Consider the following 24,810-nt stretch of genomic DNA (forward strand, 5'->3'; position numbering starts at 1 on the left):
GTATCAGGCGCAAACTGATACGCTACGATACATTTTCTGGCATTGACAGAAATTGACTCTTTCAAGCACAATAAGACCGTTCGATCAGCCGCGCCAAAAATGGCTGAAACCAGTACAAATGCTACGTTCTAGCCGCTCTAAGGTGCGAGTTTGCACCCAAAGCGACAGAAGAGACTTTTTCCTGTGAAAGTTGACGTTTTCCACAGCCTGTTGAAAAACGAGGCTCGATTTTGCTCATCCTCAAAATCTGTTTAAGACATTAAGTTATGTACCCGATCGTAAGCATCTTGACCGACCTGCCCGAAGCCCTGCACACCTCACTAACACAGTATTTGGAAACCCATCCGGATTGGGATCAAGATCAAGTCCTCACTGCTGCATTGAGCCTCTTTTTATTGCAGAATGGAGAATGCGATCGATCAACCACTGCGGTTTATCTCGATACGCTTTTCAAACACTCTGCATAACGATTTTTATGGCATATCAGTGGTTTAAAGCTTTTCACATTGTGGGAATTGTCTGCTGGTTTGCGGGCTTGTTTTACCTGCCGCGCTTGTTTGTTTACCACGCGGAAGCGAACGAACAAGCAGAACCCGCTCGCAGCATTCTCCGAAATCAGTATCAAATCATGGAGAAGCGACTTTATCGCATTATCATGACTCCGGCATTGCTATTGACGATCGCGATGGCGAGCGGGCTAGTTTACACGGAACCGGATGTCCTTAAACAACCCTGGCTACATATCAAACTGGCTTGCGTCGCGCTGCTGATCGTTTACGATCACGCCTGCTTGAGAATCATAAAAAGCCTCGCCGCTGATACTTGCAAGCTGACCGGGCAGCAATTCCGCTGGTTCAATGAATTTCCAACCGTTTTGTTTGTGATCGTGGTGATGTTGGCGGTGTTCAAGAACGATATTCCGACTAGTGCCACGGCTTGGGGAATTTTTGGAATGATCGTCGCAATGGCAGCGTTTATTCAGCTTTATGCAAAGAAACGTCGTCTTGCGAAAGAGCAGTTAGCGGCAGCTTCAACGACCGAAGCGAGTGCGTAATTTGCTCGTTCAAATTTCTGGGAAAGGCGTTCTGCGGAGCGTCTTTTTTGTTTTTGTTGATCGTTCACCACCCTTTACTCGAATAAAAGAAAACTTAAATTTACTCAATGCTTTACTTCAGAACGATATTGTACGAAATAGGTGCCGCTGGGGAGTGCTTGCCGGAATGTGTCGAGTTCGGCAAGTATCGATAGTTATCGATCAGGGAGAAAACCATATGAACATCAAACTGCTTTTTGGCGCGATCGCATCTTTCGGAATGATCACACTTAGCAGCTTACCCGCGTTCGCTCGTGACGCGGTCTTATCCACGAGATTTGCTGATTCTACGGTTAATTTACGCTCAACCCCTAGCGCGACCGCCTTAGTGCGGGGCTTTGGAGTGAGGGGCGATCGGGTTCGACTTTTAGATCAAAGAGTGGGAACCAATCGAAATCGTTGGTACTACGTCCAAACTTATCGATCGGGGATTGAAGGTTGGGTAGATGGAACATACATTCAACCCATTAACGGCGCTGGAATGGGCGGACCGAGAGAACCCGTTACTGTCAATGCTAGCGATCGCCGTTTTCTAGTCAACGATTATGAAGTCAGAATCTACACGAGAAACGGAGAAACCCGCCTAAATGCGTTTAACCGCAGAACGAATCGGACGGAACTAAGGGGAGAGCCTGTAAGTGTGAGACGAAGCTCAGATGGAGTAACCTATACCGGGCGAAATGCGGTGTTTTTTCTCAACAACAACGGCGAGAGAACACTAAGCATTTACTAGCTTGAAAGCGCGATCATGAGCGATCGCGCTTTATTTACCCAACAGTTTCACAATTCCAATTCCACCAAAATAAAGCCCTAACACGGCTCCCCCTAATAAACTTTGCGTGAGCGGATCAGTCGAGGGTGTGATCACGGCTCCAAGAATTGCAGCACCGAGTAGAACGTATTTCCAGCCCGCCAGCATCGTTTTCGATGAAACAATTCCCAAAAATCCAAGCAATGCTTGAACCACTGGAATCTGGAACGCTAACCCGGTGCTAAACATCAACAGTAGAACAAACTCGAAATAGCGATCGATTGACCAAGCCTGCTCAACAACTTCTGCGCCGTAGGAAATGAAGAAGTTCAACGCTGCCGGAATCAATAACGCATACGCGAACGCCAATCCTCCCAGAAATAGAACGCTTGATCCCAAAACAACAGGCGCGAGAAATCTCTTTTCCCGCCGCGTCAATCCTGGTAGCACAAACGCTACGACCTCGTACAGAATGATCGGTGCGGCTAAAATCAATCCGCTGTAGCCTGCAACTTTCATCGAAACAAAGAAATATTCTCCGGGTGCAAGCTGAAGAAATTTCACACCTGCCGCTGGCACTTCGAGAAATTGAACGAGCGGTTTGACATAGACAAAACACCCGATGATACAAGCCACGATCGCAATCAGCGACACGAAAATCCGCTGCCGCAATTCTTCTAAATGATCGAACAGCGACATCTCCACATCATCGAGAACATCGCCGTCATCAAGGGTGGCGGGTTCGGCGGGGGCTAATTCGCTGGGGGAATTTTCCGCGATCGTGGAGTTGGAAGAGGTTTCGAGTTCCGAAGGAGCAGTCATGGAGTCTCGCTCTGATATCCGATGGGTTGTAACCATTGTATCGAGGACGGGCGACCAGACAAGTTTCGGATCGAAAGTCTATCTGGAGATTTTTGGGAGATCCGTATTGTGGCTGACGAGGTAACATATACGGCGGTTTATGCTTTGGATATTATTCATCCAATCAGTTAATAAAAGCCATGTTAAATCTCATTGCTGCTGTCAGCTATTTTGTGGTTTTGGCGGTTTCGATTTGGGCGGCTTCGGAGTATGAATCCCAATTAGCCAGAGTCCGTAAAACTTGGAAATTGTCCTAACGAATACTTTGTTCGAGCGTGTTGGTGAAGTCAGGATAAGAAATGGCAGCCGCTTCTGCACGATGAATGGTCGTGATTCCAGAGGCGTTGAGTGCTGCAATCGCTAAACTCATCGCGATCCGATGATCGGTAAAGCTATCGACCTCAGTTCCTCGAAGTGCAGTGCCTCCAGTGATTTCCATGCCGTCGGGAAGTTCTTTGATCGATGCGCCCATTTGATTGAGTTGGGTTGCCATGACGGTAATACGATCGCTTTCTTTCACGCGCAGTTCTTCGGCATCTTTCACGATCGTGGTTCCTTCCGCGAACACCGCTGCCACTGCCAGAATCGGAATTTCATCGATCAATCTCGGAATCACATCACCAGAGATTTCACACGCTTTTAATCTACTGTGACGGACTCGTAAATCAGCGACGGGTTCGCCTGCGACTTCCCGCGAATTCTCGATCGTGATATCTGCTCCCATTCGTTCGAGGATTGCCAGAACTCCGGTGCGGGTTGGATTGATGCCGACATTCTCGATCGTCAAATCTGATCCGGGTACGATCGCACCTGCGACTAACCAAAAGGCAGCGGAACTAATATCACCCGGAACAATTACCATCTGTCCGGTTAAGGTTGCTTGTCCGGTTATGGTCACACTGTTCGTTTCAGGATCGACTGTTAAATCTGCTCCAAATGCCCGTAACATTCGTTCACTGTGATCACGAGATAGAGCAGGTTCAGTCACCGTTGTTTGTCCCTCGGTCATTAATCCGGCTAGAAGAATGCAGGATTTTACTTGAGCGGACGCGATCGGAGATTGATAATGAATCGGCTTTAAGGCTTGTCCTTGAATCGCTAACGGTGCAAGTGAATTCTGTTTGCGTCCCCAAATCTGGGCACCCATTTGCTGTAGTGGCTTGACCACACGGGACATCGGACGCGATCGCAGTGATCCATCTCCGGTCACGGTAAAAAAGCGATCGGGATGCGAAGCTAAAATTCCCAGCATCAGTCGCAAAGTCGTTCCAGAATTACCCGCATCGAGAACGGTCACAGGCTCATTTAAATTCCCCAGTCCAATGCCTCTGACGCGAACTTCTTCGGTGTTCAATTCCGAGATTTCCGCTCCCATTGCCCGAAAACAACTGGCAGTACTGCGCGGATCTTCGCCTAACAATAACCCTTGAACGATCGTTTCGCCCTGTGCCAACGCGCCTAGCATCAATGCTCGATGTGAAATCGATTTGTCTCCAGGAATGCGAATGCGACCTTGCAGCGATATACCGCCCGCAGGAGGCTGAATCACTAAATCATGGTGAGTATCGACCACACGAAGCGCAACGGCAGAAGACATATCAATGGCATAAATCGACCTCGTTATCCTACCATTGCACGAGTCGATATCAATCTAGGGTCAACTGTCCTAAATGCTCTAAAACTCTCAGAACTTCAGATAAATTGTTGCGATATTGCGATCGTGTTGCAAATAAATCTGAGATTCCGTACTGTTGGTCTTGAACTTTCACAAACAGATAACTGATGCCGTTCATCACCATTCCATAAAGTGGTTTTTCTCGAACCGGAGCGCCTGCCATATAAGCCAGCGTTTGAGGTAGCACCAATTCCAAATCAAATGTTGTCTTTTTCGATTCAATTAAAACCACCCACAATCTGTTTTGTAAAACTAAAGCATCAATCCGTCCGGTTAGAATTTCATCATTGTCTCCGAGCGCTTCAATCCGAACAGAAACTTCTGCTCTAAATTTGTAGGGAGCTTGATAGAATCCAGCAAGTTCTAATAAAGGCGAGAGCACAACCATTTTGATTGTTTCTTCTAACAAAATCCCGTCTGATATTTGATACAAATAGTTCTGCCGAATTTGCTCTAATCTTGTCTGAACTGCCTCGCTCAATGGCGGCAAATCGTTGAGCCATTCTGTGAAAAATGCTGGATTTGCGCTCAAGGTCAGTCCCAATTTCTCTTCAACTTGGCGGAACGTAGTAATGCTTTCCGAAATTGCTAGAACGTTGACCATTGTGTGCTTTGAATGAATTACTTTAGTATACGATCGCTAAAAGAAATCAGGCATCCAGGGATTAGAACTGGCAAAGATTCGCGCCGCTGTTTGAATCGCTTCGGGTGTTCCTGTGAGGAGTGATATTTGTGCTAATTGTTCGACGGTGAAAAGACCTGTGTAGAGTGGAGACAGCGATCGGATTTCAAGCTGTAGTTCTCCGCGTCCGCCTGATGTCACGATGCCGCGCCCGTTTTCGACCGTCAGAATGAACTTGCCTTGATTGTTTGGCAGGATTGAATCTTGAATGTCTAAGTGAAGTTCAGCATTGATATTTGGATAGTTTCGATGTTGGAGTGCGTGTTGCAGGTGAACAATTCGCAGTAACCAGCATCGAAGCCATTTCAGTTTTGCGGTTTGATCCGGTAAACATAAGCTCAGTGCATCAACGGGTGAGCTTTTCCATTCGATGCGCTCGACTTGCGATCGATGATTTGCCAAGAATGTCCAGAACTGTCTCACCGCTGCCGCAGTTTGTAACACCCAGTCTCTGACAATAATGCTGTCTTGCTCCTGATGAAAAATGATGTAGCCTTCATCGCCGAACTGATACGCATAAGTTCGTGGATTTGATTGTTTGATCGCTTCCCAGATGGCTGAATTGCGATCGAGAAATCCATGATTATTCGGCGCTTGCTGCTTGTATAGTTGCTCAAATAGATCTGAATCTAAATCTAGCGATCGCACTTCTAATGTGTGTTTCTGACTTTGAATGGTATCAGTTGAAACTTCCCAACTACAGAGCGCTCCAGCTTGCTCGTAGCCTGCTTTTCGGTACAATGGCTGAGCCGCAGAAAATAGAACAGAAATCGGTACTTCTTGGGTGTAGAGTTCTTCGAGAACGGATTTCATTAGTGCGATCGCGCTCCCTTTCCCCCGATATTCCGGTGCAATTCCAACACCCGCGATACCGACCATCGGAATGTTAACGCCGTTGTACCATTGCCCCAACGACAACAATCCTAATCCGCCCGCGACTTGACCTTCGCTTTTCAAAATCCGAGTGTTTTCAATGCCAATACGATTAAGAAATACAGGTTCACCCGGAGCATTAAAACATTGAACAAGAATGTTTCCGAGTTGTTTTAGCTCTTCTGGATGCTGAGGTTTGTGGTAAGTAAACATTATTGAATTGTGACGAGGAGTTGCTGAGCCGTTTTGATTTGTTCGGGGCTAAACGCTGCTTTAGAAAGATAGTTTAATGAAGCGCGATCGCCATATCTCGGATCAACATTGATCGCTTGCTGAAAAATTTGTTTTGCAGAAACTCGATCGCCTTGTCCCTGATACGCGATCGCGAGTGCAATCCAAGGATGCGGATTGTTCGGCTCTAGTTCTGCTGCCCGTTTCCCAGATTCAACCGCCCAGTCATACATGGCTAATCGTTCATACGCCAAGCTCAAGTTGAAGAACGGAATTTCATTGTTTCGATCGAGCATCGTTGACCAAGTATGTGCCGCAACCGCATTGATCAAATCTCCATTGACTAAGTAAGCGATTCCCAGTGCATTAAAGGTTTCAATGTTGAACGGATTGTAGGGAATCGTGCCTTGCAGAACACCGATCGCTTCTTGGCGACGGTTTGCTAAGTGCAAAGTCCAACCGAGTCCAAGGCGACCGGAAAGGTTTTTTTCATCGAGCTTGACGGCTTTTTGAAACGCACCGATCGCTTGCGGAAATTGATCTTGAGCACGATACTGAATTCCCTGCTGGCGATAGTCTGCGGCAGATTGAGCGAGTGTAGATTTCGCTGTACTAACGATCAATGCAAGCGCGAATAGAACATTAAAAAGACGCATAGAGATTAAAGGGCATTGATTTGAGCCGCGATCGCGTCGGGCGTGTTGGCTGATTCTACAACGATTAGATATCCGGTCGGTTTCGCTCCGAGCCGACTTAATAAATCGGGCATCTGCGCGAATTGGACTCGTCCGGTGCTGTCATAGAGTTCGAGCGCAGAAAGACAGCCGATCGCAGGATTCCACCCTTCACTCTGGGGATAGCGTTGATTGTTGGTGAAGAACTTCGGATCTTCTCCGCTGCCATGAATTCTAAATTCACTCCGCCCAAACAATCCTGCCCAATAGCTCGCCTGAATCGGGAAATATTCCCGCCAACTTGGAGGTAGTAATGTTTTATAACCATCGAGCTTTCCGGTCAGTGTTCCTCTGCGTCCGGGGATGAATTCTTTTACTCCAGGTTCTAGCGGTGCAAAGAGTTGTACTAAGGAATAAAATCCATAAGCTCGAAAGTAGTCTGTGTCTGGTTGGGGAATGGTTCCCTCGATGCGATAAATTCCTTGAGGCGTGTAGCCGCGTGAGAAATTCCAAGAGAGATTATGCAGCGATCGCGTTAATAATGGCATCGACCAGGGTTGCCCATTATTTTTTACAAATCGCCCGGTACGATCGCGCAGAAAAGCGGTGCAGAGTTCAGAACGATCGCGCTGACAAAAGACGTAAAGCTGTTGTTGATTCGGTACGATCGTCCAGGTTAATAAGTCTCTAATCGGTGGCGTTTGCGCTGCTGTTGTGAGTTCTTTAATCGTGGTGTAGAGACTGACATTCTCAGACCATTTCGGAAAGCGTTGTGCAATTTGGTCGATCCACTGTTGCTGTTGAATCACAGTTGCGCCACCTTTTGATAGAGCAGACAGCGACATCGCGACCCAGCGAGAATTTGAACTTTGAGCGATCGTTTGAATGAATGGCTGCTGCAAATCTGGTGTCGGATTGCTCAGATAGAGTTGTGTCGCGATTTGGAGTGCCATCTCCACGGTGCGAGATTGAGCGGGCGTGAGTTTTTGTGGAGTGAGCGTGAGAATTTGAGCGATCGCGGTTCGCACGTAGGCATCTTGGGGTTCGATGACAGCGGTTGCCCATAAAAGTTGTCGCCAGTGGCGTTCGTTCTGATCCGCGATCGGGTATCGAGTGAGATCGTAAGCAGCGGGAGAAATCAGACGAAGTTGATCTTGGCGTTGACGAATTCGCGCTTCGGCAGTTGCTAAAGGAATCGGACTACTCGCAGCAGAAGTGCCAAGAAGACCACTGAGAAGCAGAGAGAAGCTTGCGATGAGAAGATGCTTACGGTTCATATGAGTCTTGAGAGATTTCACACTGCTAATTCTTCACAAATACGATCGAACGCCGCTACCGGATCATCCGCCGCCGTAATCGGTCGCCCAATCACCAGATACGATGCGCCCGCCCCAATTGCCTGTTTCGGGGTCATAATCCGCTGTTGATCTCCCGCCGCCGCCCAACTCGGACGCACACCCGGACACACCAAAACGAATTCATCGCCGCAAACTTCACGCAATTGGGCGACTTCATGCGGCGAACAAACTGCACCCGATAACCCGCTTTCTTTTGCCAATAACGCCATTTCCAGCGCATATTCCGGCAGTTCTAACGGAATCTTCAACTCAAACGCCAGCGATCGAGCAGACAAACTCGTCAACACCGTAATCGCGATCAATCGAGACGGCGTAGCTCCTTCAGGCGTATTAGATACGATGGCGTTCTGCGCTTGTTCTAATGCCGTTTTACCCGCAGTCGCATGAATTGTGATCAAATCGACTCCAAATCGCGCCGCTGCTCCACAAGCTCCCGCAACCGTATTGGGAATATCGTGAAATTTCAAATCGAGAAAAATCCGCTTCTGCCGCTCTTTTAGAACTTTCAGAATGTTTGATCCGCTGCTGACGAAAAGTTCTAAACCGACTTTCCAGAAGGTGACTTGAGGAAGTCGATCGATAAGCGCGATCGCAGCTTCTTCCGACGACACATCTAGAGGGACAATAATGCGATCGTTCATGGCACAAACCGGACAAATTTACTTTTCCCAAGCTGAAGAACTTTTCCAGTCAACGTTTCCGGCGATTCAAAGAGTAAATCCATGTTGCTCATTTTTTCGCCCTCTAGTTTGACCGCTCCCCCTTGAATCTGTCGCCGCGCTTCAGAACTCGATTTACACAATCCTGCCGCCGCTACAAGATAGAACAATTTCGCTGGAAACTGCACCCCGGACAGCGAAAATTCTGGAACCGAATCGCTCTGAGATCCCGCCCCTTGAACGAGACTAAGAGCGGCATTCTGAGCTTCAAGAGCGCGTTCCTTGCCGTGATATTGAGAGACGACATCGATCGCGAGAAGTTTTTGGCGATCGCGGGGACTGTCCGGCAACTGATCGAGTGGAAGATCGGTTAAAAGCTCAAAATATTGTGCGATCGTGCTATCCGGCACTTTCTCTAATTTCGAGTACATACTCAGCGGATCTTCAGACAATCCGACATAGTTACCGAGCGATTTCGACATTTTCTGCACACCGTCTAATCCCGGCAAAATCGGCATCAATAACCCAAATTGCGGAGTCTGTCCAAAATGCCGCTGTAAATCGCGTCCAACCGCCAAATTGAACTTCTGATCCGTTCCACCCAATTCGACATCGGCTTCAAGCGCCACCGAATCGTACCCCTGCATCAACGGGTACAAAAATTCGTGTAGATAAATCGGATTTTCCTTCTTATACCGCTCCGCAAATCCTTCTTTTGCCAGCATTTGTCCCACGGTCATCGTCGCCAACAATTCTAAAATCTTGGGCAAATCCAGCTTCGAGAGCCATTCCGAGTTGTAGCGCACTTCCAACCGTCCAGGAGTCTCAAAATCCAAAATCGGACGCAACTGTCTTAAGTACGTTGCCGCATTCGCCTTGACTTCCTCTTCGGTCAACTGCTTACGGACTTCTGATTTTCCAGTCGGATCGCCAATTCTCGCGGTAAAATCACCAATCAAAAGCACTGCTGTATGTCCAGCATCCTGAAACTGTCGCAACTTCCGGTAGATCGTACTATGACCCAGATGAATATCCGTTCCCGTTGGATCAATGCCAAATTTAATTCGCAGCGGCTTGTCGCTCTGTTCCAAGCGAACCCGTAAATTTTCCGTCGGTTGGTCTGAATCCGGTTGGTCTGGGAAAATCTCCGTCGTGCCCCGAAACAACCAGTCAAGAGAGTGAGACATACTTTATACTTTTGAGAAAAATCAATGGTCTAAATGATGGGCGGCTTGTACTAACCGGATCTTAGCCACATTACTATAAACGTTGACTGTCTGAGCTTCATCGAAACTTTGCTCCATTTTTCCAAGTCTCAATTATCCTACTAGAGTTGCTTCACCTGATCCCGGAAATGCCCCACTGATTCAAGTTTTTGCGGAACGGTTCCCCAAATTTTTGAATCTAGTTGTTTAAACGCCCTACGTTCTTAGCTAAAAGAGAGTTTGCCGTGTCGTCGAATACCCTTAGACAAAAGCAGCAGAGACAACCCGAAACCACTCTGGAGTTTATCCAGTCCGTGGGCAAAGTCACAGGTGGAACGCTCCTTGCGATTACAATGCTGTCGAGTTCCGTGGTCGCAGGTGGTTTGGTGGGTCTTGCCATTAGTTTTCGGAATTTGCCCGATGTGCGATCGCTTCGAGGCTACAAACCGAGCGAAACCACGCACATCTACGACATGAAAGGCAAAAAGCTCGCCAGTATTCACGGTGAAGCCAATCGCGAAGTCGTCCCGCTCAATAATATTTCTCCTCATCTCAAACGGGCGGTAATTGCGATCGAGGATAGCTATTTTTATTCACACCAGGGCGTGAATGGAGGCGCGATCGCACGGGCAACCGTTGCCAACTTTACGACCGGACGAACCGTGGAAGGGGGTTCGACGCTGACGATGCAGTTGGTGAAAAACCTCTTCTTGTCGCCGGAACGCGCCATCAGTCGAAAAATTGCCGAAGCCGTTCTCTCGTTGCGCGTCGAGCAAATTTTCAAGAAAGACGAAATCTTGGAAATGTACCTCAACCAGATTTACTGGGGACACAACAACTACGGTGCACAAACCGCAGCACGAAGCTATTTCAACAAAGATGCAGCAAATTTGAGTTTGGCTGAATCTGCGATGATGGCAGGCTTGATTCAATCTCCAGAAGTGCTCAGTCCGTTTGTCGATATGAAGGCAGCAAGAGCACGTCAAGCTGATGTCCTAAACCGGATGCGTGAACTAGGATGGATTACCGCTCAAGAAGAAGCGGCAGCGCGGAAACAACCGATCAAACTTGGAAAAATCACCTCATTCCAAACTAGTCAAATGCCGTATGTCAGTGATGCGGTGGTGAAAGAACTGACGCAAAAATTCGGTCGCGATGCAGTGCTTAAAGGCGGAATGCGGATTCAAACCACGATCGATTCAAAAATGCAGCGGATCGCTGAAGATACCGCTCGTCGCTGGCTTGGGACGCTGAATGCTCAAGGAGTTTATGCGGATCAAATGTCGATCGTGTCCGTCGATCCTCGTACCCAATTTGTCAAAGCAATGGTTGGCGGTGTGGACGCGAAAAAGAGCCAGTTTAACCGAGCGACACAAGCCATGAGACAGCCCGGATCAGCCTTCAAGCCGTTTGTGTACTATGCGGCGTTTGCGTCTGGTCGATATGCACCCGATTCGACGATTCTTGATGCTCCGGTCGGCTACCCCGATGGCTATGACATGTATTACCCGCAGAACTACGATCGATCTTTTGGCGGGGCGATGACACTCAGACGCGCATTAGAGCAATCGCGCAACATTCCAGCGATCAAACTCGGACAAGAAATCGGCTTAAATAAAGTCGTAGAAATCTGTCGTAGTATTGGGATCAAAAGCCCGATCGATCCGGTGATTTCGCTGCCGCTCGGTTCGGTTGACCTGACTCCGTTGGAAATGGCATCCGCGTACGCTGCCTTTGCAAATAATGGCTGGTATTCGGATACGACTTTGATCGCTCAAGTCACCGATAGTAGCGGCAATGTCATTTTAGACAACACGCCGAAACCGAGATTAGTGCTCGATTCTTGGGCATCTGCGGCACTCAACGATACATTACAAGGGGTAATCACTCGCGGAACGGCAACAGCGGCTCAGATTGGTCGCCCCGCAGCCGGAAAAACGGGAACCACGTCTTCAGAGCGCGATATTTGGTTTGTGGGCTATGTGCCTCAACTTTCGACAGCGGTTTGGGTTGGAAACGATGACTATACACCGCTGGGACATGGCGCAACGGGTGGAACATTTGTGGCTCCGATTTGGCGCGATTATATGTCACAAGTAGTGCAGGATATGCCAGTCGAGCGCTTCCGTCCGCCTTCGGATTTCGATCGACCTTAGAGGATGTTTTAGAGCGACTCGCTTCGGTTCAGCCTCGCCCCGGAATGAAATTCGGGGCTAACAGTGCGAAGTCCGTTGAAACGGACTGAAGAGTCTTCGCTTAGTTTTTAGGCGATCGACTTTCACGACAGCAGTTTGTATAGTAGTTGAAGCAGACTGAAGACACTCCAGTTGTCTTCTAGTCCCCTTCAGCGGACTTCGCACCATTAGCCCCGAATTCTATTCCGGGGCGGGTAAACAACGCAGTGAGAAGGCTTTGAAACACGTCCTAATCAGCAAGAAACTCCGGGTTCAGAGACTCGGAGTTTTGCTTTATCAATCATTTTCAACCGCTTATTTATCAATCTGTGATTTCATTCGCGCCAGCGTTTGAGTCATTTGATCGAACATCTGTTGAGGAGTCATTCCCGCCTGTCCCAACTGAGTTTTAAGCTGCTCGACCATCATCTGAGCCGAAAAATCCTCAGAAAGCTCAAACCGCTTCATAAACACCTTATAGCGATCCATGATGGCTTCCATCTGTTCGATGTACATGAGCTTGCCTTCACGATCGAACTTTCCATAACTGCTGCCCAACTGAATCAGCGATTGATAATCCTGAAACAGTTTTTTCGCTTCTTCTTGAACAATCTCTGAGTCAAAAAATCCCATTGGTCTGAGCAAGGATGTGAACAATGACTTATCCTGAATTCATCATATTCCACGGCTTTCCCGTCGGTAAGTAGTGTTTCCACTACCTGTTTAGAAGCCGTACAGAACTCGTAGCGACCATTCAACGATCGTCGGACTTGCCCGATTATTCGGATTCGTCACGATCGTCACTGAAGGACTGACATTTAAGCGATCGTTGAGCAACAATCCAAAAAATGCTTCAAAATTCGTCTGTGTTTCACTACCCAATCGTCTTGTGATAAACGGTTGCCCAACAGCGACTCCTGCCCTTGATCCAGGAATGAGAAAATTCTGAAATGTCACTCCTAACGCCCAAGTTTTCGGATTCAGATCAAGGTCTTGCTGCAAGAGGGTATTAAATCCCTGATAGTTGCCGATTCCCAAGCGTCCAAATATTCCGAATACGCCAAATCGTCGTTGAATTGCCCATTCTGCACTAACTCCTGCTGCATTAATCTGAGTGCCATTAATTTCAGCATTCGTATATTGCACTTGGACTTTAATCGGCATATCTGGAACATCATACTCAGCTTCCACACTGGCTTGATAGCGATCGCGAAACAGTCCCACATTGGAAGCATCCGCCGCCGCATACAAAGCTCTCAAGGTCAGATTACGATCGAGTGACCAAGCGATCGCGGCTCCGGCTCCTCCGAATCGATCAATCTCGTTTTGGACGATCAGCGGATTGTTTGCGAAAAAGCTAGAGCCGAAATTATCTCCAGACTGATTGGCGAACGAATTACGATCGATAAAATCACTCGGTGGTAAATTCGATCCGACTGCAATTTCTAAATTCTCAGCCGGACGAAACGCATAATAGAGCTTGCGAATGTTCAAATCGCGAGTTGCCCCCACTGGATCAAGTCCGCCCCCGTCCGCTAGAATTCCGGTCGTTCCGAGTAAATTTTGACGATCGTTGTGAGCATTCGCGATCGCGTCCGCGCCATTATTTCCCGCTTCAATTTGCGTGACTAAACGATCCTCTCCTTGAAAGCTTGTTAGCAGATTTAGCCGAACCCGCGAAATCACGGTAGAGTCTGCATTTGTGCCATTCGTGACAACGTAATAAACCTGACCGTTGAGCTTTGTCGTGGTTGAGAACTGCTGGCTTTCCTGAGTAGCAATGCGGTTTCCAATGTTATCGACTCGCGATCGCAGTTGTGATAATGCTCCACCGTACGCATTGATCAACCGTCGAATCGTTTGCACATCTTCAGCGATCGGTGTGCTTGTATTACCTGCGAGTAATTGCTCTTCGATTCTGCCGATCACAGTTGCGATCGTGGCTGCAAATTCGTTTCGCGTTAAAGGACGATTCCCGCGAAAGGTGCGGTCTGGATAGCCTGTTAGAACTCCGTAGCGTTCGACGAGCGACTGTACCGCTTGAAATGCCCAATCGCTTGGACGCACATCAGAGAGTTCTGACACCGAAGTCACTTGATTCATCGGTTCGACTTCTTGTGACCAGACCGGAGTGGCTGCGATTGCGATCGCACTCAAACCGATAAAGAATCCTTTGATCTGTCTCACACGTCACTCCTCGCGGGCTGCCAAACTCAATCAGTTATAACAGCCTGCGAGGAGTTGTCTCAAATCAAGCGTTTGCGGTCGCGGCTTTTTTCTCAGATTCAGAGCCTTGTGTACCGAGTTGAATCAGTTCTACTTTGTAACCATTCGGATCTTCGACAAATGCGATCACGGTCGAGCCATGTTTCATCGGTCCCGGTTGGCGGGTGACTTTTCCGCCGCGTTGTGCGATCGCGTCACAAGTCGCGTAAATGTCATCAACTCCGATCGCAATATGTCCGTAAGCATCCCCTAAATCGTATTTCTCTTGACCCCAGTTGTAAGTCAATTCAAGCACTGCTGTATCAGATTCGGCTCCATAGCCCACAAATGCTAGAGTAAATTCTCCGCCGGGATAGTCTTTTTTGCGTAACAGCTTCATGCCTAACGTGTCGCAGTAGAATTTCAGCGACTCATCTAGATTTCCGACTCGAAGCATCGTGTGTAATAACCGCATTTAATTCTCCTAATAAGCAGCGATCGACGAAATTTCCAAACGAAATGATCCCGGACTAAACCTCGGATTCAATCCGCCATCATATTCAAATTTACTCAGCATCAGTTGAAACGATCGAATGCGCTCTGGAGAGAGTTTCGCGTTCGATACGGTTTTCGCTCGAAACACTGGAATCAGTTGAGCAAATGGAACTTGTACGGTGATCCATTCATTTGCAACGGTATCAAACGAATGAGAATAGCCCACACTATCCCAACCATCGCCATCCCGAATTAAAAACTTATAGCGATTACCATCTCCTTTTAGTCGAAGTTCAACGCCTGTAAAAGTCGAGAGATTCAGTGCAGGTTCAAAATTACGAGTCCGAATCGAGGCGAATCCGCCAGAATTTGCAGTCGAGACATTTCCCGAAAAGACTGCGGCTCCATTTTCTAATCGAACGCTGCTATCACTCACGCCGCCCATTACGACATCATCCAGTGCACCCCAAGTGTTTTGGATATCAATTTGTGGATTGCTGAAATCGAAAAGAACTCGATCGTGATAAAACGGTTGCGGATTGGGGCGAGGTTGGAACATGTTTTGCAGCCAACTAACGATAGGAATCGCTTCAAAGTACTCTAATGTTTGCACGAATCGACCCAAATCCCACTGCGATCGTTGTTCACTCATAGCGTTCTCCAAGTTAGGGGACTGTCTTCATTCTAGAAACTACGATCGCAGACCTGCAAAAACGATATCATTAGGCGATATCACATCGGAGATAGAATGAAGCTGAATCGAAAACAAGCGAGGACTTTACAAGCAGTTTTCGAGACACCGACTCGTGCTGACATTCTCTGGAGTGATATCGTGAGCTTGTTCAAGGCGCTTGGTGCAGATGTAACTCAAGGACGAGGTTCACGGGTTCGAGTTCATCTAAATGGTGAAAAAGCAGTGTTTCATGAGCCGCACCCTGAAAAAGAAACTGACAAAGGGGCGGTTAAGTCCGTTCGAGAGTTTCTTGAAAATGCTGGAATCATCGAAGGAGAAGATAATGCTGACCTATAAAGGCTACAGAGGACAAATTGAAGTTGATACTGATGCTGAGATTCTCTTCGGTCACGTTCTGGATATTCGGGATGTGATTACTTTTAAGGGCAAGACTGTAGAAGAAGCGGTACAAGCTTTCCAGGATTCGATCAATGATTATTTAGAATTTTGCCAAGAGCGGGGAGAAGAACCCAATAAGCCCTTTTCTGGAAAGCTGCCATTCAGAACAACACCGGAGCGGCATCGACAGGTTTATATTGCGGCACAAAAATCAGGCAAAAGCATTAATGCGTGGATGGATGAGGTGTTGGGTCGTGCCGCAGAAGAGATATTGCGTGAAGGCTCTACCAAAAGTTAATTCTTCTGTTTCGATGGAATTTGCTGTAATGAAAGGGACGATTTTGGCGATCGCACATTATGCTCAGATTTCATCCCCCAGGTTTCGGGCAAAAATTCACGCAAACCAGCTTAGGCACGATCGCGTATTACACTCAGACCCAAACGACCGACGAAACACCGATCGTGTTCCTTCACAGTTTTGGCGGTGGATCTTCAGCCTATGAATGGTCGAAAGTCTATCCGGTGTTTGATCCGATCGTCGCAGCAGATCTAATCGGTTGGGGAGATTCGAGTCATCCTGCCCGCGATTACAAACCTGATGATTATGTGATGTCGATCGCTGAATTTCTCAAAAAGATCTCTGATCAGCCCGTGACTTTAGTTGCCGCATCGTTGACTGGAGCGTTTGCGATTCGATTGGCGGTGCAGCATCCTGAATTAGTCCGATCGCTGTTTCTGATTTGTCCTTCTGGCTTTGATGATTTTGGACAAAATGCAGGACGACGAATTCCGCTCGACATTATCAATACGCCAATTTTGGATCGAATTATTTATACGATCGGGGCAACAAATGATTTGGCGGTACGGAATTTTTTGGAAAATTTTCTGTTTGCAAATCGCGATCGTGTTACTCCCGAAATGATCAATGCTTATCTTGAATCGGCTCGAAAACCGAATGCAGATTATGCAGCGCTGTCATTTTTGCGCGGTGATTTGTACTTTGATTTAGCCCCATATTTGCCGCAGTTGAAGACACCGACTTCGATCGTCTGGGGCGCTCAAGCACAATTTACTGATGTGCAACTCGGACGGGAAATCGCAGCAACTAATCCAGATGCGATTCGAGAGTTTCATATTGTGCCGGAATCGGGCGTTTTAGTGCATTTAGAACAGCCTGCGATCGTCGCTCGATTGCTGCTTCAATGGCTAAGAAATTGAAATGGCGATCGATCATGATTTGATCGATCGCGCTCTATTTAGCGATTGGTCGGTTGATCTGCCGTCCGAGGATAAGCAACATCGACAAAGCCCATCTCGAGTAATTGTTGATACGCTTGCTTGCCTAAATCGCGGGTCGGTTGTTGGCTTCGGATGATTTGCACCAATAGCGGCACTGCTAACTCCGATTGATTCATCGCCCGATGAACGAGTGCCAAACGGTAGGTGGCTTGATCTCGGAGTTGTGCAGTTTCCAGCGCTTTTTGTCGCTGACTATCTGCCACACGGGTATCCACTCCAGAGAAACTTGCCGCTAGCTCTTGATAGAAATTCGATAGCTGATTGTAGACCTGACGGGCTTCTTGAAGCTTTTTCATCGCCAGCGGTAGATTCTGTGCTTTGACGGCTTGATCGGCTTCGTTCATCAGCCGTTGCCCACCCTGCAAACTTAATAAACCGCCACCCTGAGCTGGTGTTGGACGCACTACATTTGGATCATCGGGGCTAATCGGACGCGCTTGACCACTGCCAGAACCGGGCGTTTGTGCCTGAACGGACGGGGTCTTGAGCATCACACCTGCAAGCATTGAGAGCGAAAGAATGCCAGCGATGGAAAGGGGTTGAATCGTTCTCAGATGAGCCATGAATTTTGCAGAATGCTAGTAGGACTACTTGGAACTTTTGGATCTTATCATTGTGAGATCCATTTTCTGGTGAAGTCAGGTGATTCCTTTTTGTTCCCTAGCATTTAATTGGAAATCCCGATCGGACACCAGTAGGAATCATCATCGGTGATTTTGCCTTCAGAAACTCGCAGCCCAATTCCACTTGGAGCGAATCGAGTTCCACCATTGAATAACCAAGTACTCCACAGTGCAGTCATCGATCGATGTTCAATTTCAACCGTTGGAAATTCCAGCAATTCTTGATAAACATAATCCTGCTCGGTATACCAAGGGTCTTGATTCGCACTTTGAACCCCAATTTCACCGTTGACCATCGAGAAGCAGCCTTCTCCCTGTCGCCCTAAAACAGGTTTTGCAAAATAAGTATCGCCCAGTTCATCGGAAGTCTGAGCCGTTTTCGGAAAGAATTCGTAAACGGTTTCAGCCAGATCAGGTGGGAAGAAATCTAAACCTAAATCGCTAATTAATGCAAAAATACTTTTGGGTTGAAGAGAGAAAGCAGAGGCGAAATTGACGATCGCAATTCTTCGTTTCAAGATCAATTCTTCTAACGCATCCCAAAGTTTGACCCCGTTAGAATCTCGATCGTGAATTGCCCATTCCACCGGATACCACATGAAGAGAATGTCGATCGGGGTGTCTTGATGAAATAGAAATTGATGATCTTTGATGCGGAGTTCTTCAATTCCGAACGCGCACCGCTCTTGACTGACGAATTGATTGAGCCAGCGCATCGTTCCCAAATCTTCGGTATTATTCAGTGTGGTTAATCTGATGTTGCATTGCTCGATCGGTTTTCTAATCCAATCGGCTGCCCGTTGGAGTTGTTGCGACATCGATAAACTAAGCATCGATTTCAGCCCCACTTGAGGCGGCTTCATTCCAAAATGTTCTGCAACTTTGGCATTTCCTTCAATACATTCAAACCAAAAACTCGGTGTCTGAACATTCGCTTCGATGACTTTATGGACACCTGTTTTTTCGTTCCAGCACCAATCTAATCGCATCCCAAACGGTGCTAATCCATCGAATTTCACCACTCGAATCGTTTCTTCTGGAAAGCCATATTCGAGCAACGTTTCTGCGTCAAAGTTGCGAATGACTGACCAAAGATATAACAGCACTGCGCCGACTCGTTCCGCCGATCGCTCCATTTCTAAAATTTGCTGTTCCGTCACGGGATGACAATGATAAAGCGCATAAGGACTTGGTACAGGTGAAACCGCATTCACCAGCGCCAGATTGTACCAAGGCAGTTGGATTTGACGGAAAAAGCGATCGCGCTCTGCACTTTCAAATACCTTGCTCATCCTCCCGCACGTCCTCCCCCAAAGCTACCAAAACCACTGCGACCTGACGATCGATTCGTAACGCCAGTACGGTTTGAACTTCCAGAGGAGCCGCCCGATCGATAGTACGACCCCCCAGAACTTCCGCCTGATGAGCAATTCTGAGGAACGCGCCCTTGAGCATCTGGAGGGCATTCCGTCGAAGAAGACGTACACCCTGAGAGCGGCAAGAGTATCATGGTGGACACTGCCAGGGTAAAGAGTACTTGTAAGCGATTCGATTTCATAATTTCCGTCCATTTCTGACGGGCACACATGTAAAGAGATACAACGCGATCTCAAGGTTCCCGCACATTGGATGTAAACAACGATGAAGCACAATCCGAAACTGGGCAGATTCTGATTGATATCGAGTGAAGACACGGTTGGAGCGACTACCATGATGAACCCCGCAGAACCAGGAAATGCCAGTATTCCCGATGAGAATCGCGGTCGAATTCTCCAGCGCGGCGGCGAAGAATTGATCGTGGAAAAATTAGACGATCGCTTCGCCGTGAACGCAGTTTCTAAACAAGATGCGTGGGATATCGTCAACAAAGCCCCGGTACAAATTAATCCCGGTGCGGCTCCTCCTCAACTGACAGAATTCATTGTTGATCCGAATCAAAAAGATCAAGTTTTGAATCAAGTCCGAGCCGATGACACGGTGAACTATGCGAGTCACGTTTATCAGATCAAAGATAATCCTGCCTCAAAACTTTATGTTACAAATCAAATCACGATTCAGTTCGATCCAAATGTGAAGCCAGACGTGATCGGTGCGATCGCTCAAGAATTCGCCCTCGAACAAGTCAAACAAATCCCCGAAATTCCCAATACATTCGTCTTTCAACTCACCGCCAATTCAACCGAAAATCCGCTGAAGATCACGAATCGATTGATTACGCGATCGGAGATTCTCACCGCTGAACCCAATATCATTGTTCGCCAAGAAGGATACTATCGCCCGAAAGACCCGATTTATCCGAAACAATGGCATCTCAATCACACAGGCGGACAGGATTTAGTGTCTGGCTCTCATGTGTTTGCTGAACAAGCTTGGGACATTACCAGAGGAAATCGATCGATCGTGGTTGCGGTCATGGATGATGCCGTTGATCTGAATCATCCCGACTTTCAAGGAATGGGCAAAATCGTTGCACCCAGAGATTTCAAAGGCAGAGATTTCGATCCTGATCCGGACAATGCAGGTGAAGATCATGGAACTTCCTGTGCGGGTGTTGCGGTGGCGGAAGAAAACGGATTTGGTGTGGTGGGAGTTGCACCAGGCTGTGCATTGATGCCGATTCGGACAACGGGATTTTTGGATGATCAAACGATCGAAGATTTGTTTGGCTGGGCAGTCGATCGAGGTGCCGCTGTGATTTCTTGCAGTTGGGGTCCGAGTGCCGTCTATTACCCGCTTTCATTACGTCAACGTGCCGCGATTACTCGCGCTGCGACTCAAGGACGAGACGGAAAAGGCTGTGTAATTTTATTTGCAGCAGGGAACGCGAACCGTCCAACGAATGGAACCATCAACGAATCGGGCTGGAGAAATAATGCAATCAGCGGAAATACCAACTGGCTCGGCGGTTTCACGGTTCATCCAGACGTGATCACCGTTTCAGCTTCTACCAGTTTGAACAAGAAAGCCGCTTACAGTAATTGGGGTGGGGAAGTTTCAGTCTGTGCACCAAGTAACAATGCACCTCCAGGAATGGGATTACCTGGAATTGGATATGTCGCGACTCCGCCAGAAGTGCGATCGCCGATCAGAGGATTAGGAATTGTGACAGCCGATCGACGTGGCAACGAGGGCTATGAGTCGGGTGATTTTACCTACGGATTTGGTGGCACCTCAAGCGCTTGCCCTTTAGCAGCGGGCGTTGCTGCCTTAATTCTTTCTGCGAATCCCGATTTAACTGCTCAAGAAGTTCGGCAAATCTTACAGCAAACCGCAGATAAAATCATTGATTCCGATCCCGATCCACAGTTCGGACTTCGCAAGGGAACGTATGATGCGAATGGTCGATCGGATTGGTTTGGATATGGGAAAGTGAACGCTGCAAAAGCAACTCAAGCGGCAAGTTCTCGAAGAGTTCCGCTAACAGTTGCGCGATCGATTTCCAATGAAAACAACAATATGCTGATGATTCCTGATGGCAATTCATCCGGCATTGTCAGCGATATTCAAATCAACGATTTTGGAACCGTTAAAGATATTCAAGTCTCTGTGAATATCACTCACAATTTTCTCGGTGATATTGAAGTGAGCTTAATCTCACCTTCGGGACGAGTGACTTTACTGCAAGGTCGGATATTAGGACGGCAAACCGTTTTGAATCGATCGTATTCTTTACAGACGACACCGACCTTAAGCAGAATGCTGGGACAATCGACACAAGGGCGCTGGCAGTTGAGAGTTGTAGACGCGATCGCGAATGATACGGGGATTATTAACGGCTGGAAATTAGCGATCGGGATCTAAACTACTTCAGGATTCACTTCAAGCGCTGGAACTTCTTCGATTTCAGGGAGTTTTTCCAGTGTTAATTTTGTTTGATTCGAGCCACCCAGAACCTTTAAGAGCTTCGGTTTTGGATCATGTAGTAAGTAGATTAATCGATCGCCTACTTCCCAGTTCAAATCCGCTGGACAAACTTGCAAATTTTGATCGCGTTCTAACAACAGAGGAAGCAGCGTTTCAGATTCGATCATCGTTCTCAATCGGGCTTGCTGCGCCTCGAAATTTTCCGCTTGAAATTCAGTTTCACCGAGCTTAACGGCGTTATCTGCTAAGAATTGATTCCACGTTTTGAGATTAAATTGCGGTGTGAATGCAGGCTGAATCTTGATTGAAGCGGCAGAATCTGAAGGGAAAACAGAAAGAACACGGGGCGGGGAAAATTCCTCGATCGCTCTTTGCGCCAAAACTAAATTCACGTCTCCATTGTTCGTCATCGCGAGAAATGTCCCGACCGATGCCAGTCCCGCTTCTTCTAAAACTTCTGTGTCTAATGCGCTACTGATAAAGACTCGGAGATTTTCATCAGTTGGATAAGAATCAGGCTCAGTGTCGATTAGCGCAACAGATTCTCCGCGATCGCGAAACAGTCGAGCAATGACCAAACTCAACGGACTACAGCCCACAATCACGGCTCCGGTTGTATCTTCTGCGGTGATTTTTAATAAATTTGCGATTCCTTGTGCGCTGACTGATTGCAATACAACCGTCAATATAATCGTCAAAAATACGAGTGCCTTAATCGAATCACCGCCGTTAATTCCTCGTTGCGTTAACAGAATCGCAAAAATGGATGCTACTGAAGCCGCAATAATTCCACGTGGCGCAACCCAACTGAGAAAGATTTTTTGCCGCCAATTGAGATCACTTTTCCAAGTACAGAGAAACACATTAATCGGACGCACAACTAACATCAATGCGAATACTGTAAACAATCCACCCCAACCCAGCGCAAACAATCCAGGAATTGATAGATCTGCTGATAGTAAGATAAACAGTACCGAAACCGCTAACGTGGTTAATTGTCCTTTGAAGCGCTTTAACAATCGTTCTTCCGGTAGCGCGAAAGCTCTTAACACAATGCCCGCCACCACTGTCGCCATCAATCCCGCTTCACTGCGAATCGTCTGCGCTAACCCAAACAATCCCCACAACCCAGCCAATACCACCAGCGTTTTGAGATCATCTGATAAGAATGCAGATCGTCTCAACAACGCTCCCATCAATCCCGCCCCGATCGCCCCAATTCCCGCCCCAATTCCTAATCGAAAAATTAGATCGATCGCAATCTCCAATGGATTCGATTGCCCATTCAAAACCACATTCAGCACGACCACCGCGAGAATTGCCCCGATCGGATCAATCAGCACTCCTTCACCTTCGAGTAATGTTGCTACCTGTCGATCGACTTTCACATGGCGCAATAGTGAATTAATCACCACCGGACCCGTCACCACCACCAACGACGCATACAGAAACGCGATCGACCAAGGAAACTCACTCAATTGATGCGCCGCAATTCCGCCCCCCACGATCGTAATCAACACCCCGATCGTCACCAAATTCCGCAAACTGCCCGAAACGCGACCCAATTCCCGCAGTTGAAGATTAAACCCACCCTCAAACAAAATCACAGCAACTAGCAGCCCGATCAACACTTCCAATCCTGTACCCAACTGATCGGGATGCAGCCAATTCAATCCGCTCGCTCCCAGCATCACCCCGAACAGCAACAGAAAGACGATCGCGGGAATCTTTAACCATTCCGCAACCACTTGTGCACTGATGCCCGCCAACACGGTCACGACAATCTGCAACGTCAATTCAAGCGTGGCATCCATAAGGGCGGAAAAGGGGGCAAGCGAAGTATAGAAGAATTCTTGATCTCATTGTGCGATTAAACGGGATCGCGATCGAAAGATTGGATTGCGAAATTTAAACGAACATCGGTCATAGCGCTCAATATTTTGTAACGGCACATGGCGAATTGTGCGATCGCGGTTATGGGAACATGAAGGCAGTCAACGATTCACGAAGATTTAAGAAAATGACCCAAGATCAAAAACCTACCGTCGTGATTACGGGTGCGTCCTCTGGAGTCGGCTTGTACGCTGCGAAAGCGCTCTCTAGTCGAGGATGGCACGTGGTGATGGCTTGTCGGAATTTAGAAAAAGCAGAGCAAGCTGCTCGATCGCTTTCGATGTCACCGGACAGCTACACGGTGATGCACATCGATTTAGGTTCACTCGATAGCGTTCGCAACTTTGTGACCCAGTTTCGAGAAAGCGGAAAATCTCTCGATGCGTTGGTGTGTAATGCCGCTGTTTATTTGCCGCTCCTCAAAGAGCCAGAGCGCAGTCCAGAAGGGTATGAAATCAGTGTTGCTACGAATCACTTGGGACATTTTCTGCTGTGCAATCTGATGCTAGAAGACCTGAAACATTCCGCACACGCTGCTCCCCGCTTGATCATTCTTGGAACTGTAACGGCGAACTCGAAAGAATTAGGCGGTAAGATTCCGATTCCAGCTCCAGCGGATTTGGGTAACTTAGAAGGACTTGAGGCGGGATTTAAAGCGCCGATCGCGATGATCGATGGCAAACCCTTCAAAGCTGGAAAAGCCTACAAAGACAGCAAACTGTGCAACATGATCACGGTGCGAGAATTACATCGTCGCTACCACGAATCGACTGGAATTGTCTTTAACTCGCTGTATCCCGGTTGTGTTGCAGATACGCCTTTATTCCGCAACAGTCCACCTCTGTTTCAGAAAGTCTTTCCTTGGTTTCAGAAGAACATCACAGGGGGTTACGTCTCTCAAGAACTCTCAGGAGAGCGGGTTGCTCAAGTCGTGGCTGATCCGCAATTCAAACAATCCGGTGTGCATTGGAGCTGGGGAAACCGTCAGAAAGAAGGACGCGAATCTTTTGTGCAGGAGCTTTCAGAAAAGGGAAGCGATGATGCAAAAGGCAAACGGATGTGGGAATTGAGCGAAAAACTGGTCGGATTGGCTTAGGGGTGAAGCGATCGCTGAAATGATGCG

At 47.7% G+C, this 24,810-nt stretch carries 25 protein-coding genes; 9 read left to right on the forward strand and 16 right to left on the reverse strand.

The window, feature by feature from the left end:
- The first annotated feature begins 266 nt into the window (after positions 1–266).
- From NIES2104_RS02530 to NIES2104_RS02540, 3 genes are all read left to right on the forward strand, one after another.
- Complete coding sequence (locus tag NIES2104_RS02530; RefSeq protein ID WP_058995438.1) at positions 267–467, forward strand: DUF2811 domain-containing protein; 201 nt, start codon at positions 267–269, stop codon at positions 465–467.
- An 8-nt stretch (positions 468–475) separates the two neighbouring features.
- Complete coding sequence (hemJ, locus tag NIES2104_RS02535; RefSeq protein WP_058995440.1) at positions 476–1,054, forward strand: protoporphyrinogen oxidase HemJ; 579 nt, start codon at positions 476–478, stop codon at positions 1,052–1,054.
- A gap of 217 nt (positions 1,055–1,271) precedes the next feature.
- Positions 1,272–1,826 (forward strand): SH3 domain-containing protein, encoded by a 555-nt coding sequence (locus NIES2104_RS02540; RefSeq protein WP_058995442.1) that lies wholly within the window; start codon positions 1,272–1,274, stop codon positions 1,824–1,826.
- A gap of 30 nt (positions 1,827–1,856) precedes the next feature.
- Here the strand turns inward: NIES2104_RS02540 and tatC are convergent, their stop codons facing one another.
- The 8 genes from tatC to tyrS all read right to left on the reverse strand — a co-directional run bounded on the left by tatC (position 1,857) and on the right by tyrS (position 10,044).
- Positions 1,857–2,666 carry a twin-arginine translocase subunit TatC gene (gene tatC / locus NIES2104_RS02545; RefSeq protein WP_058995443.1) on the reverse strand — a complete coding sequence of 270 codons (810 nt, stop codon included), beginning with the start codon at positions 2,664–2,666 and terminating at the stop codon, positions 1,857–1,859.
- A gap of 292 nt (positions 2,667–2,958) precedes the next feature.
- A complete protein-coding gene (aroA, locus tag NIES2104_RS02550; RefSeq protein WP_058995445.1) occupies positions 2,959–4,302 on the reverse strand; it encodes a 3-phosphoshikimate 1-carboxyvinyltransferase in 1,344 nt (447 codons plus the stop codon).
- Between the two features lie 49 nt (positions 4,303–4,351).
- Positions 4,352–4,984 (reverse strand): hypothetical protein, encoded by a 633-nt coding sequence (locus NIES2104_RS02555; RefSeq protein WP_058995447.1) that lies wholly within the window; start codon positions 4,982–4,984, stop codon positions 4,352–4,354.
- A gap of 36 nt (positions 4,985–5,020) precedes the next feature.
- The gene (gene eis / locus NIES2104_RS02560) at positions 5,021–6,148 is read right to left on the reverse strand and encodes an enhanced intracellular survival protein Eis (protein ID WP_058995449.1); all 1,128 of its coding nucleotides are present in this window, start codon (positions 6,146–6,148) and stop codon (positions 5,021–5,023) included.
- Positions 6,148–6,822, reverse strand: coding sequence for a tetratricopeptide repeat protein (locus NIES2104_RS02565; RefSeq protein ID WP_058995452.1), 675 nt, complete (start codon positions 6,820–6,822; stop codon positions 6,148–6,150). Before NIES2104_RS02565 ends, eis begins: the two co-directional genes overlap by 1 nt.
- Positions 6,823–6,827: 5 nt before the next feature.
- Positions 6,828–8,138, reverse strand: a complete 1,311-nt coding sequence (locus NIES2104_RS02570; protein ID WP_225895197.1) for a hypothetical protein — start codon at positions 8,136–8,138, stop codon at positions 6,828–6,830.
- The gene (gene pyrF, locus NIES2104_RS02575; RefSeq protein WP_058995455.1) at positions 8,135–8,839 is read right to left on the reverse strand and encodes an orotidine-5'-phosphate decarboxylase; all 705 of its coding nucleotides are present in this window, start codon (positions 8,837–8,839) and stop codon (positions 8,135–8,137) included. Before pyrF ends, NIES2104_RS02570 begins: the two co-directional genes overlap by 4 nt.
- Positions 8,836–10,044 (reverse strand): tyrosine--tRNA ligase, encoded by a 1,209-nt coding sequence (tyrS, locus tag NIES2104_RS02580; RefSeq protein WP_058995458.1) that lies wholly within the window; start codon positions 10,042–10,044, stop codon positions 8,836–8,838. Before tyrS ends, pyrF begins: the two co-directional genes overlap by 4 nt.
- 263 nt (positions 10,045–10,307) lie before the next feature.
- Here tyrS and NIES2104_RS02585 point away from each other — a divergent pair, with 263 nt between their 5' ends.
- On the forward strand, positions 10,308–12,218 hold the full coding sequence (locus NIES2104_RS02585; protein ID WP_058995460.1) for a transglycosylase domain-containing protein: 1,911 nt from the start codon (positions 10,308–10,310) through the stop codon (positions 12,216–12,218).
- 333 nt (positions 12,219–12,551) lie between these two features.
- Here NIES2104_RS02585 and NIES2104_RS02590 read toward each other — a convergent pair whose 3' ends face one another.
- From NIES2104_RS02590 to NIES2104_RS02605, 4 genes are all read right to left on the reverse strand, one after another.
- Positions 12,552–12,869, reverse strand: a complete 318-nt coding sequence (locus NIES2104_RS02590; protein WP_058995462.1) for a DUF1825 family protein — start codon at positions 12,867–12,869, stop codon at positions 12,552–12,554.
- A 90-nt stretch (positions 12,870–12,959) separates the two neighbouring features.
- Positions 12,960–14,423: an iron uptake porin gene (locus tag NIES2104_RS02595; RefSeq protein ID WP_058995464.1), complete on the reverse strand. Its 1,464-nt coding sequence runs from the start codon at positions 14,421–14,423 to the stop codon at positions 12,960–12,962.
- Between the two features lie 64 nt (positions 14,424–14,487).
- Entirely contained in the window at positions 14,488–14,916 is a 429-nt protein-coding gene (gene gloA, locus NIES2104_RS02600) for a lactoylglutathione lyase (RefSeq protein ID WP_058995466.1), read from the reverse strand.
- A 9-nt stretch (positions 14,917–14,925) separates the two neighbouring features.
- Positions 14,926–15,588, reverse strand: a complete 663-nt coding sequence (locus NIES2104_RS02605; RefSeq protein ID WP_058995468.1) for a CIA30 family protein — start codon at positions 15,586–15,588, stop codon at positions 14,926–14,928.
- Positions 15,589–15,684: 96 nt separating this feature from the next.
- Here NIES2104_RS02605 and NIES2104_RS02610 point away from each other — a divergent pair, with 96 nt between their 5' ends.
- Genes NIES2104_RS02610 through NIES2104_RS02620 form a run of 3 tightly spaced genes read left to right on the forward strand, consistent with a single transcriptional unit; the run spans position 15,685 to position 17,226 of the window.
- On the forward strand, positions 15,685–15,966 hold the full coding sequence (locus NIES2104_RS02610) for a type II toxin-antitoxin system HicA family toxin (protein WP_058995471.1): 282 nt from the start codon (positions 15,685–15,687) through the stop codon (positions 15,964–15,966).
- The gene (locus NIES2104_RS02615; RefSeq protein WP_058995473.1) at positions 15,953–16,306 is read left to right on the forward strand and encodes a type II toxin-antitoxin system HicB family antitoxin; all 354 of its coding nucleotides are present in this window, start codon (positions 15,953–15,955) and stop codon (positions 16,304–16,306) included. The genes NIES2104_RS02610 and NIES2104_RS02615 overlap by 14 nt, the downstream gene beginning before the upstream one ends.
- 59 nt (positions 16,307–16,365) lie before the next feature.
- Positions 16,366–17,226 carry an alpha/beta fold hydrolase gene (locus NIES2104_RS02620; protein WP_058995476.1) on the forward strand — a complete coding sequence of 287 codons (861 nt, stop codon included), beginning with the start codon at positions 16,366–16,368 and terminating at the stop codon, positions 17,224–17,226.
- Positions 17,227–17,264: 38 nt separating this feature from the next.
- On the opposite strand, the gene NIES2104_RS02625 is transcribed toward NIES2104_RS02620, so the two are convergent.
- The 3 genes from NIES2104_RS02625 to NIES2104_RS02635 all read right to left on the reverse strand — a co-directional run bounded on the left by NIES2104_RS02625 (position 17,265) and on the right by NIES2104_RS02635 (position 19,385).
- Positions 17,265–17,870 (reverse strand): hypothetical protein, encoded by a 606-nt coding sequence (locus tag NIES2104_RS02625; protein WP_058995478.1) that lies wholly within the window; start codon positions 17,868–17,870, stop codon positions 17,265–17,267.
- A gap of 104 nt (positions 17,871–17,974) precedes the next feature.
- Complete coding sequence (locus tag NIES2104_RS02630) at positions 17,975–19,222, reverse strand: glutathionylspermidine synthase family protein (RefSeq protein ID WP_058995480.1); 1,248 nt, start codon at positions 19,220–19,222, stop codon at positions 17,975–17,977.
- Entirely contained in the window at positions 19,206–19,385 is a 180-nt protein-coding gene (locus tag NIES2104_RS02635; protein WP_058995482.1) for a hypothetical protein, read from the reverse strand. Before NIES2104_RS02635 ends, NIES2104_RS02630 begins: the two co-directional genes overlap by 17 nt.
- Positions 19,386–19,640: 255 nt before the next feature.
- Between NIES2104_RS02635 and NIES2104_RS02640 the strand changes: the two genes are divergently transcribed.
- Positions 19,641–21,731, forward strand: a complete 2,091-nt coding sequence (locus tag NIES2104_RS02640) for a S8 family serine peptidase (RefSeq protein WP_058995483.1) — start codon at positions 19,641–19,643, stop codon at positions 21,729–21,731.
- Here the strand turns inward: NIES2104_RS02640 and NIES2104_RS02645 are convergent.
- A complete protein-coding gene (locus tag NIES2104_RS02645; protein ID WP_058995485.1) occupies positions 21,728–23,608 on the reverse strand; it encodes a sodium:proton antiporter in 1,881 nt (626 codons plus the stop codon). The two genes, NIES2104_RS02640 and NIES2104_RS02645, sit on opposite strands and share 4 nt — an antisense overlap.
- 206 nt (positions 23,609–23,814) lie before the next feature.
- Between NIES2104_RS02645 and NIES2104_RS02650 the strand changes: the two genes are divergently transcribed.
- On the forward strand, positions 23,815–24,783 hold the full coding sequence (locus NIES2104_RS02650) for a protochlorophyllide reductase (RefSeq protein WP_059001531.1): 969 nt from the start codon (positions 23,815–23,817) through the stop codon (positions 24,781–24,783).
- Positions 24,784–24,810 lie beyond the last annotated feature (27 nt).

Origin of the sequence: Leptolyngbya sp. NIES-2104, from assembly GCF_001485215.1 — a bacterium.
Lineage (GTDB): Bacteria > Cyanobacteriota > Cyanobacteriia > Leptolyngbyales > Leptolyngbyaceae > Leptolyngbya.

What these genes read in the sequence shown, in the direction of transcription:
- NIES2104_RS02645 (WP_058995485.1), bottom strand. Translation starts at nt 23,608, where the DNA reads ATGGATGCCACGCTTGAATTGACGTTGCAGATTGTCGTGACCGTGTTG.
- NIES2104_RS02615 (WP_058995473.1), top strand. Translation starts at nt 15,953, where the DNA reads ATGCTGACCTATAAAGGCTACAGAGGACAAATTGAAGTTGATACTGAT.
- NIES2104_RS02605 (WP_058995468.1), bottom strand. Translation starts at nt 15,588, where the DNA reads ATGAGTGAACAACGATCGCAGTGGGATTTGGGTCGATTCGTGCAAACA.
- NIES2104_RS02630 (WP_058995480.1), bottom strand. Translation starts at nt 19,222, where the DNA reads ATGAGCAAGGTATTTGAAAGTGCAGAGCGCGATCGCTTTTTCCGTCAA.
- NIES2104_RS02625 (WP_058995478.1), bottom strand. Translation starts at nt 17,870, where the DNA reads ATGGCTCATCTGAGAACGATTCAACCCCTTTCCATCGCTGGCATTCTT.
- NIES2104_RS02620 (WP_058995476.1), top strand. Translation starts at nt 16,366, where the DNA reads ATGCTCAGATTTCATCCCCCAGGTTTCGGGCAAAAATTCACGCAAACC.
- gloA (WP_058995466.1), bottom strand. Translation starts at nt 14,916, where the DNA reads ATGCGGTTATTACACACGATGCTTCGAGTCGGAAATCTAGATGAGTCG.
- NIES2104_RS02640 (WP_058995483.1), top strand. Translation starts at nt 19,641, where the DNA reads ATGATGAACCCCGCAGAACCAGGAAATGCCAGTATTCCCGATGAGAAT.
- hemJ (WP_058995440.1), top strand. Translation starts at nt 476, where the DNA reads ATGGCATATCAGTGGTTTAAAGCTTTTCACATTGTGGGAATTGTCTGC.
- NIES2104_RS02530 (WP_058995438.1), top strand. Translation starts at nt 267, where the DNA reads ATGTACCCGATCGTAAGCATCTTGACCGACCTGCCCGAAGCCCTGCAC.
- NIES2104_RS02555 (WP_058995447.1), bottom strand. Translation starts at nt 4,984, where the DNA reads ATGGTCAACGTTCTAGCAATTTCGGAAAGCATTACTACGTTCCGCCAA.
- NIES2104_RS02650 (WP_059001531.1), top strand. Translation starts at nt 23,815, where the DNA reads ATGACCCAAGATCAAAAACCTACCGTCGTGATTACGGGTGCGTCCTCT.
- tatC (WP_058995443.1), bottom strand. Translation starts at nt 2,666, where the DNA reads ATGACTGCTCCTTCGGAACTCGAAACCTCTTCCAACTCCACGATCGCG.
- aroA (WP_058995445.1), bottom strand. Translation starts at nt 4,302, where the DNA reads ATGTCTTCTGCCGTTGCGCTTCGTGTGGTCGATACTCACCATGATTTA.
- NIES2104_RS02610 (WP_058995471.1), top strand. Translation starts at nt 15,685, where the DNA reads ATGAAGCTGAATCGAAAACAAGCGAGGACTTTACAAGCAGTTTTCGAG.
- NIES2104_RS02635 (WP_058995482.1), bottom strand. Translation starts at nt 19,385, where the DNA reads ATGCTCAAGGGCGCGTTCCTCAGAATTGCTCATCAGGCGGAAGTTCTG.
- tyrS (WP_058995458.1), bottom strand. Translation starts at nt 10,044, where the DNA reads ATGTCTCACTCTCTTGACTGGTTGTTTCGGGGCACGACGGAGATTTTC.
- pyrF (WP_058995455.1), bottom strand. Translation starts at nt 8,839, where the DNA reads ATGAACGATCGCATTATTGTCCCTCTAGATGTGTCGTCGGAAGAAGCT.
- NIES2104_RS02565 (WP_058995452.1), bottom strand. Translation starts at nt 6,822, where the DNA reads ATGCGTCTTTTTAATGTTCTATTCGCGCTTGCATTGATCGTTAGTACA.
- NIES2104_RS02590 (WP_058995462.1), bottom strand. Translation starts at nt 12,869, where the DNA reads ATGGGATTTTTTGACTCAGAGATTGTTCAAGAAGAAGCGAAAAAACTG.
- NIES2104_RS02540 (WP_058995442.1), top strand. Translation starts at nt 1,272, where the DNA reads ATGAACATCAAACTGCTTTTTGGCGCGATCGCATCTTTCGGAATGATC.
- eis (WP_058995449.1), bottom strand. Translation starts at nt 6,148, where the DNA reads ATGTTTACTTACCACAAACCTCAGCATCCAGAAGAGCTAAAACAACTC.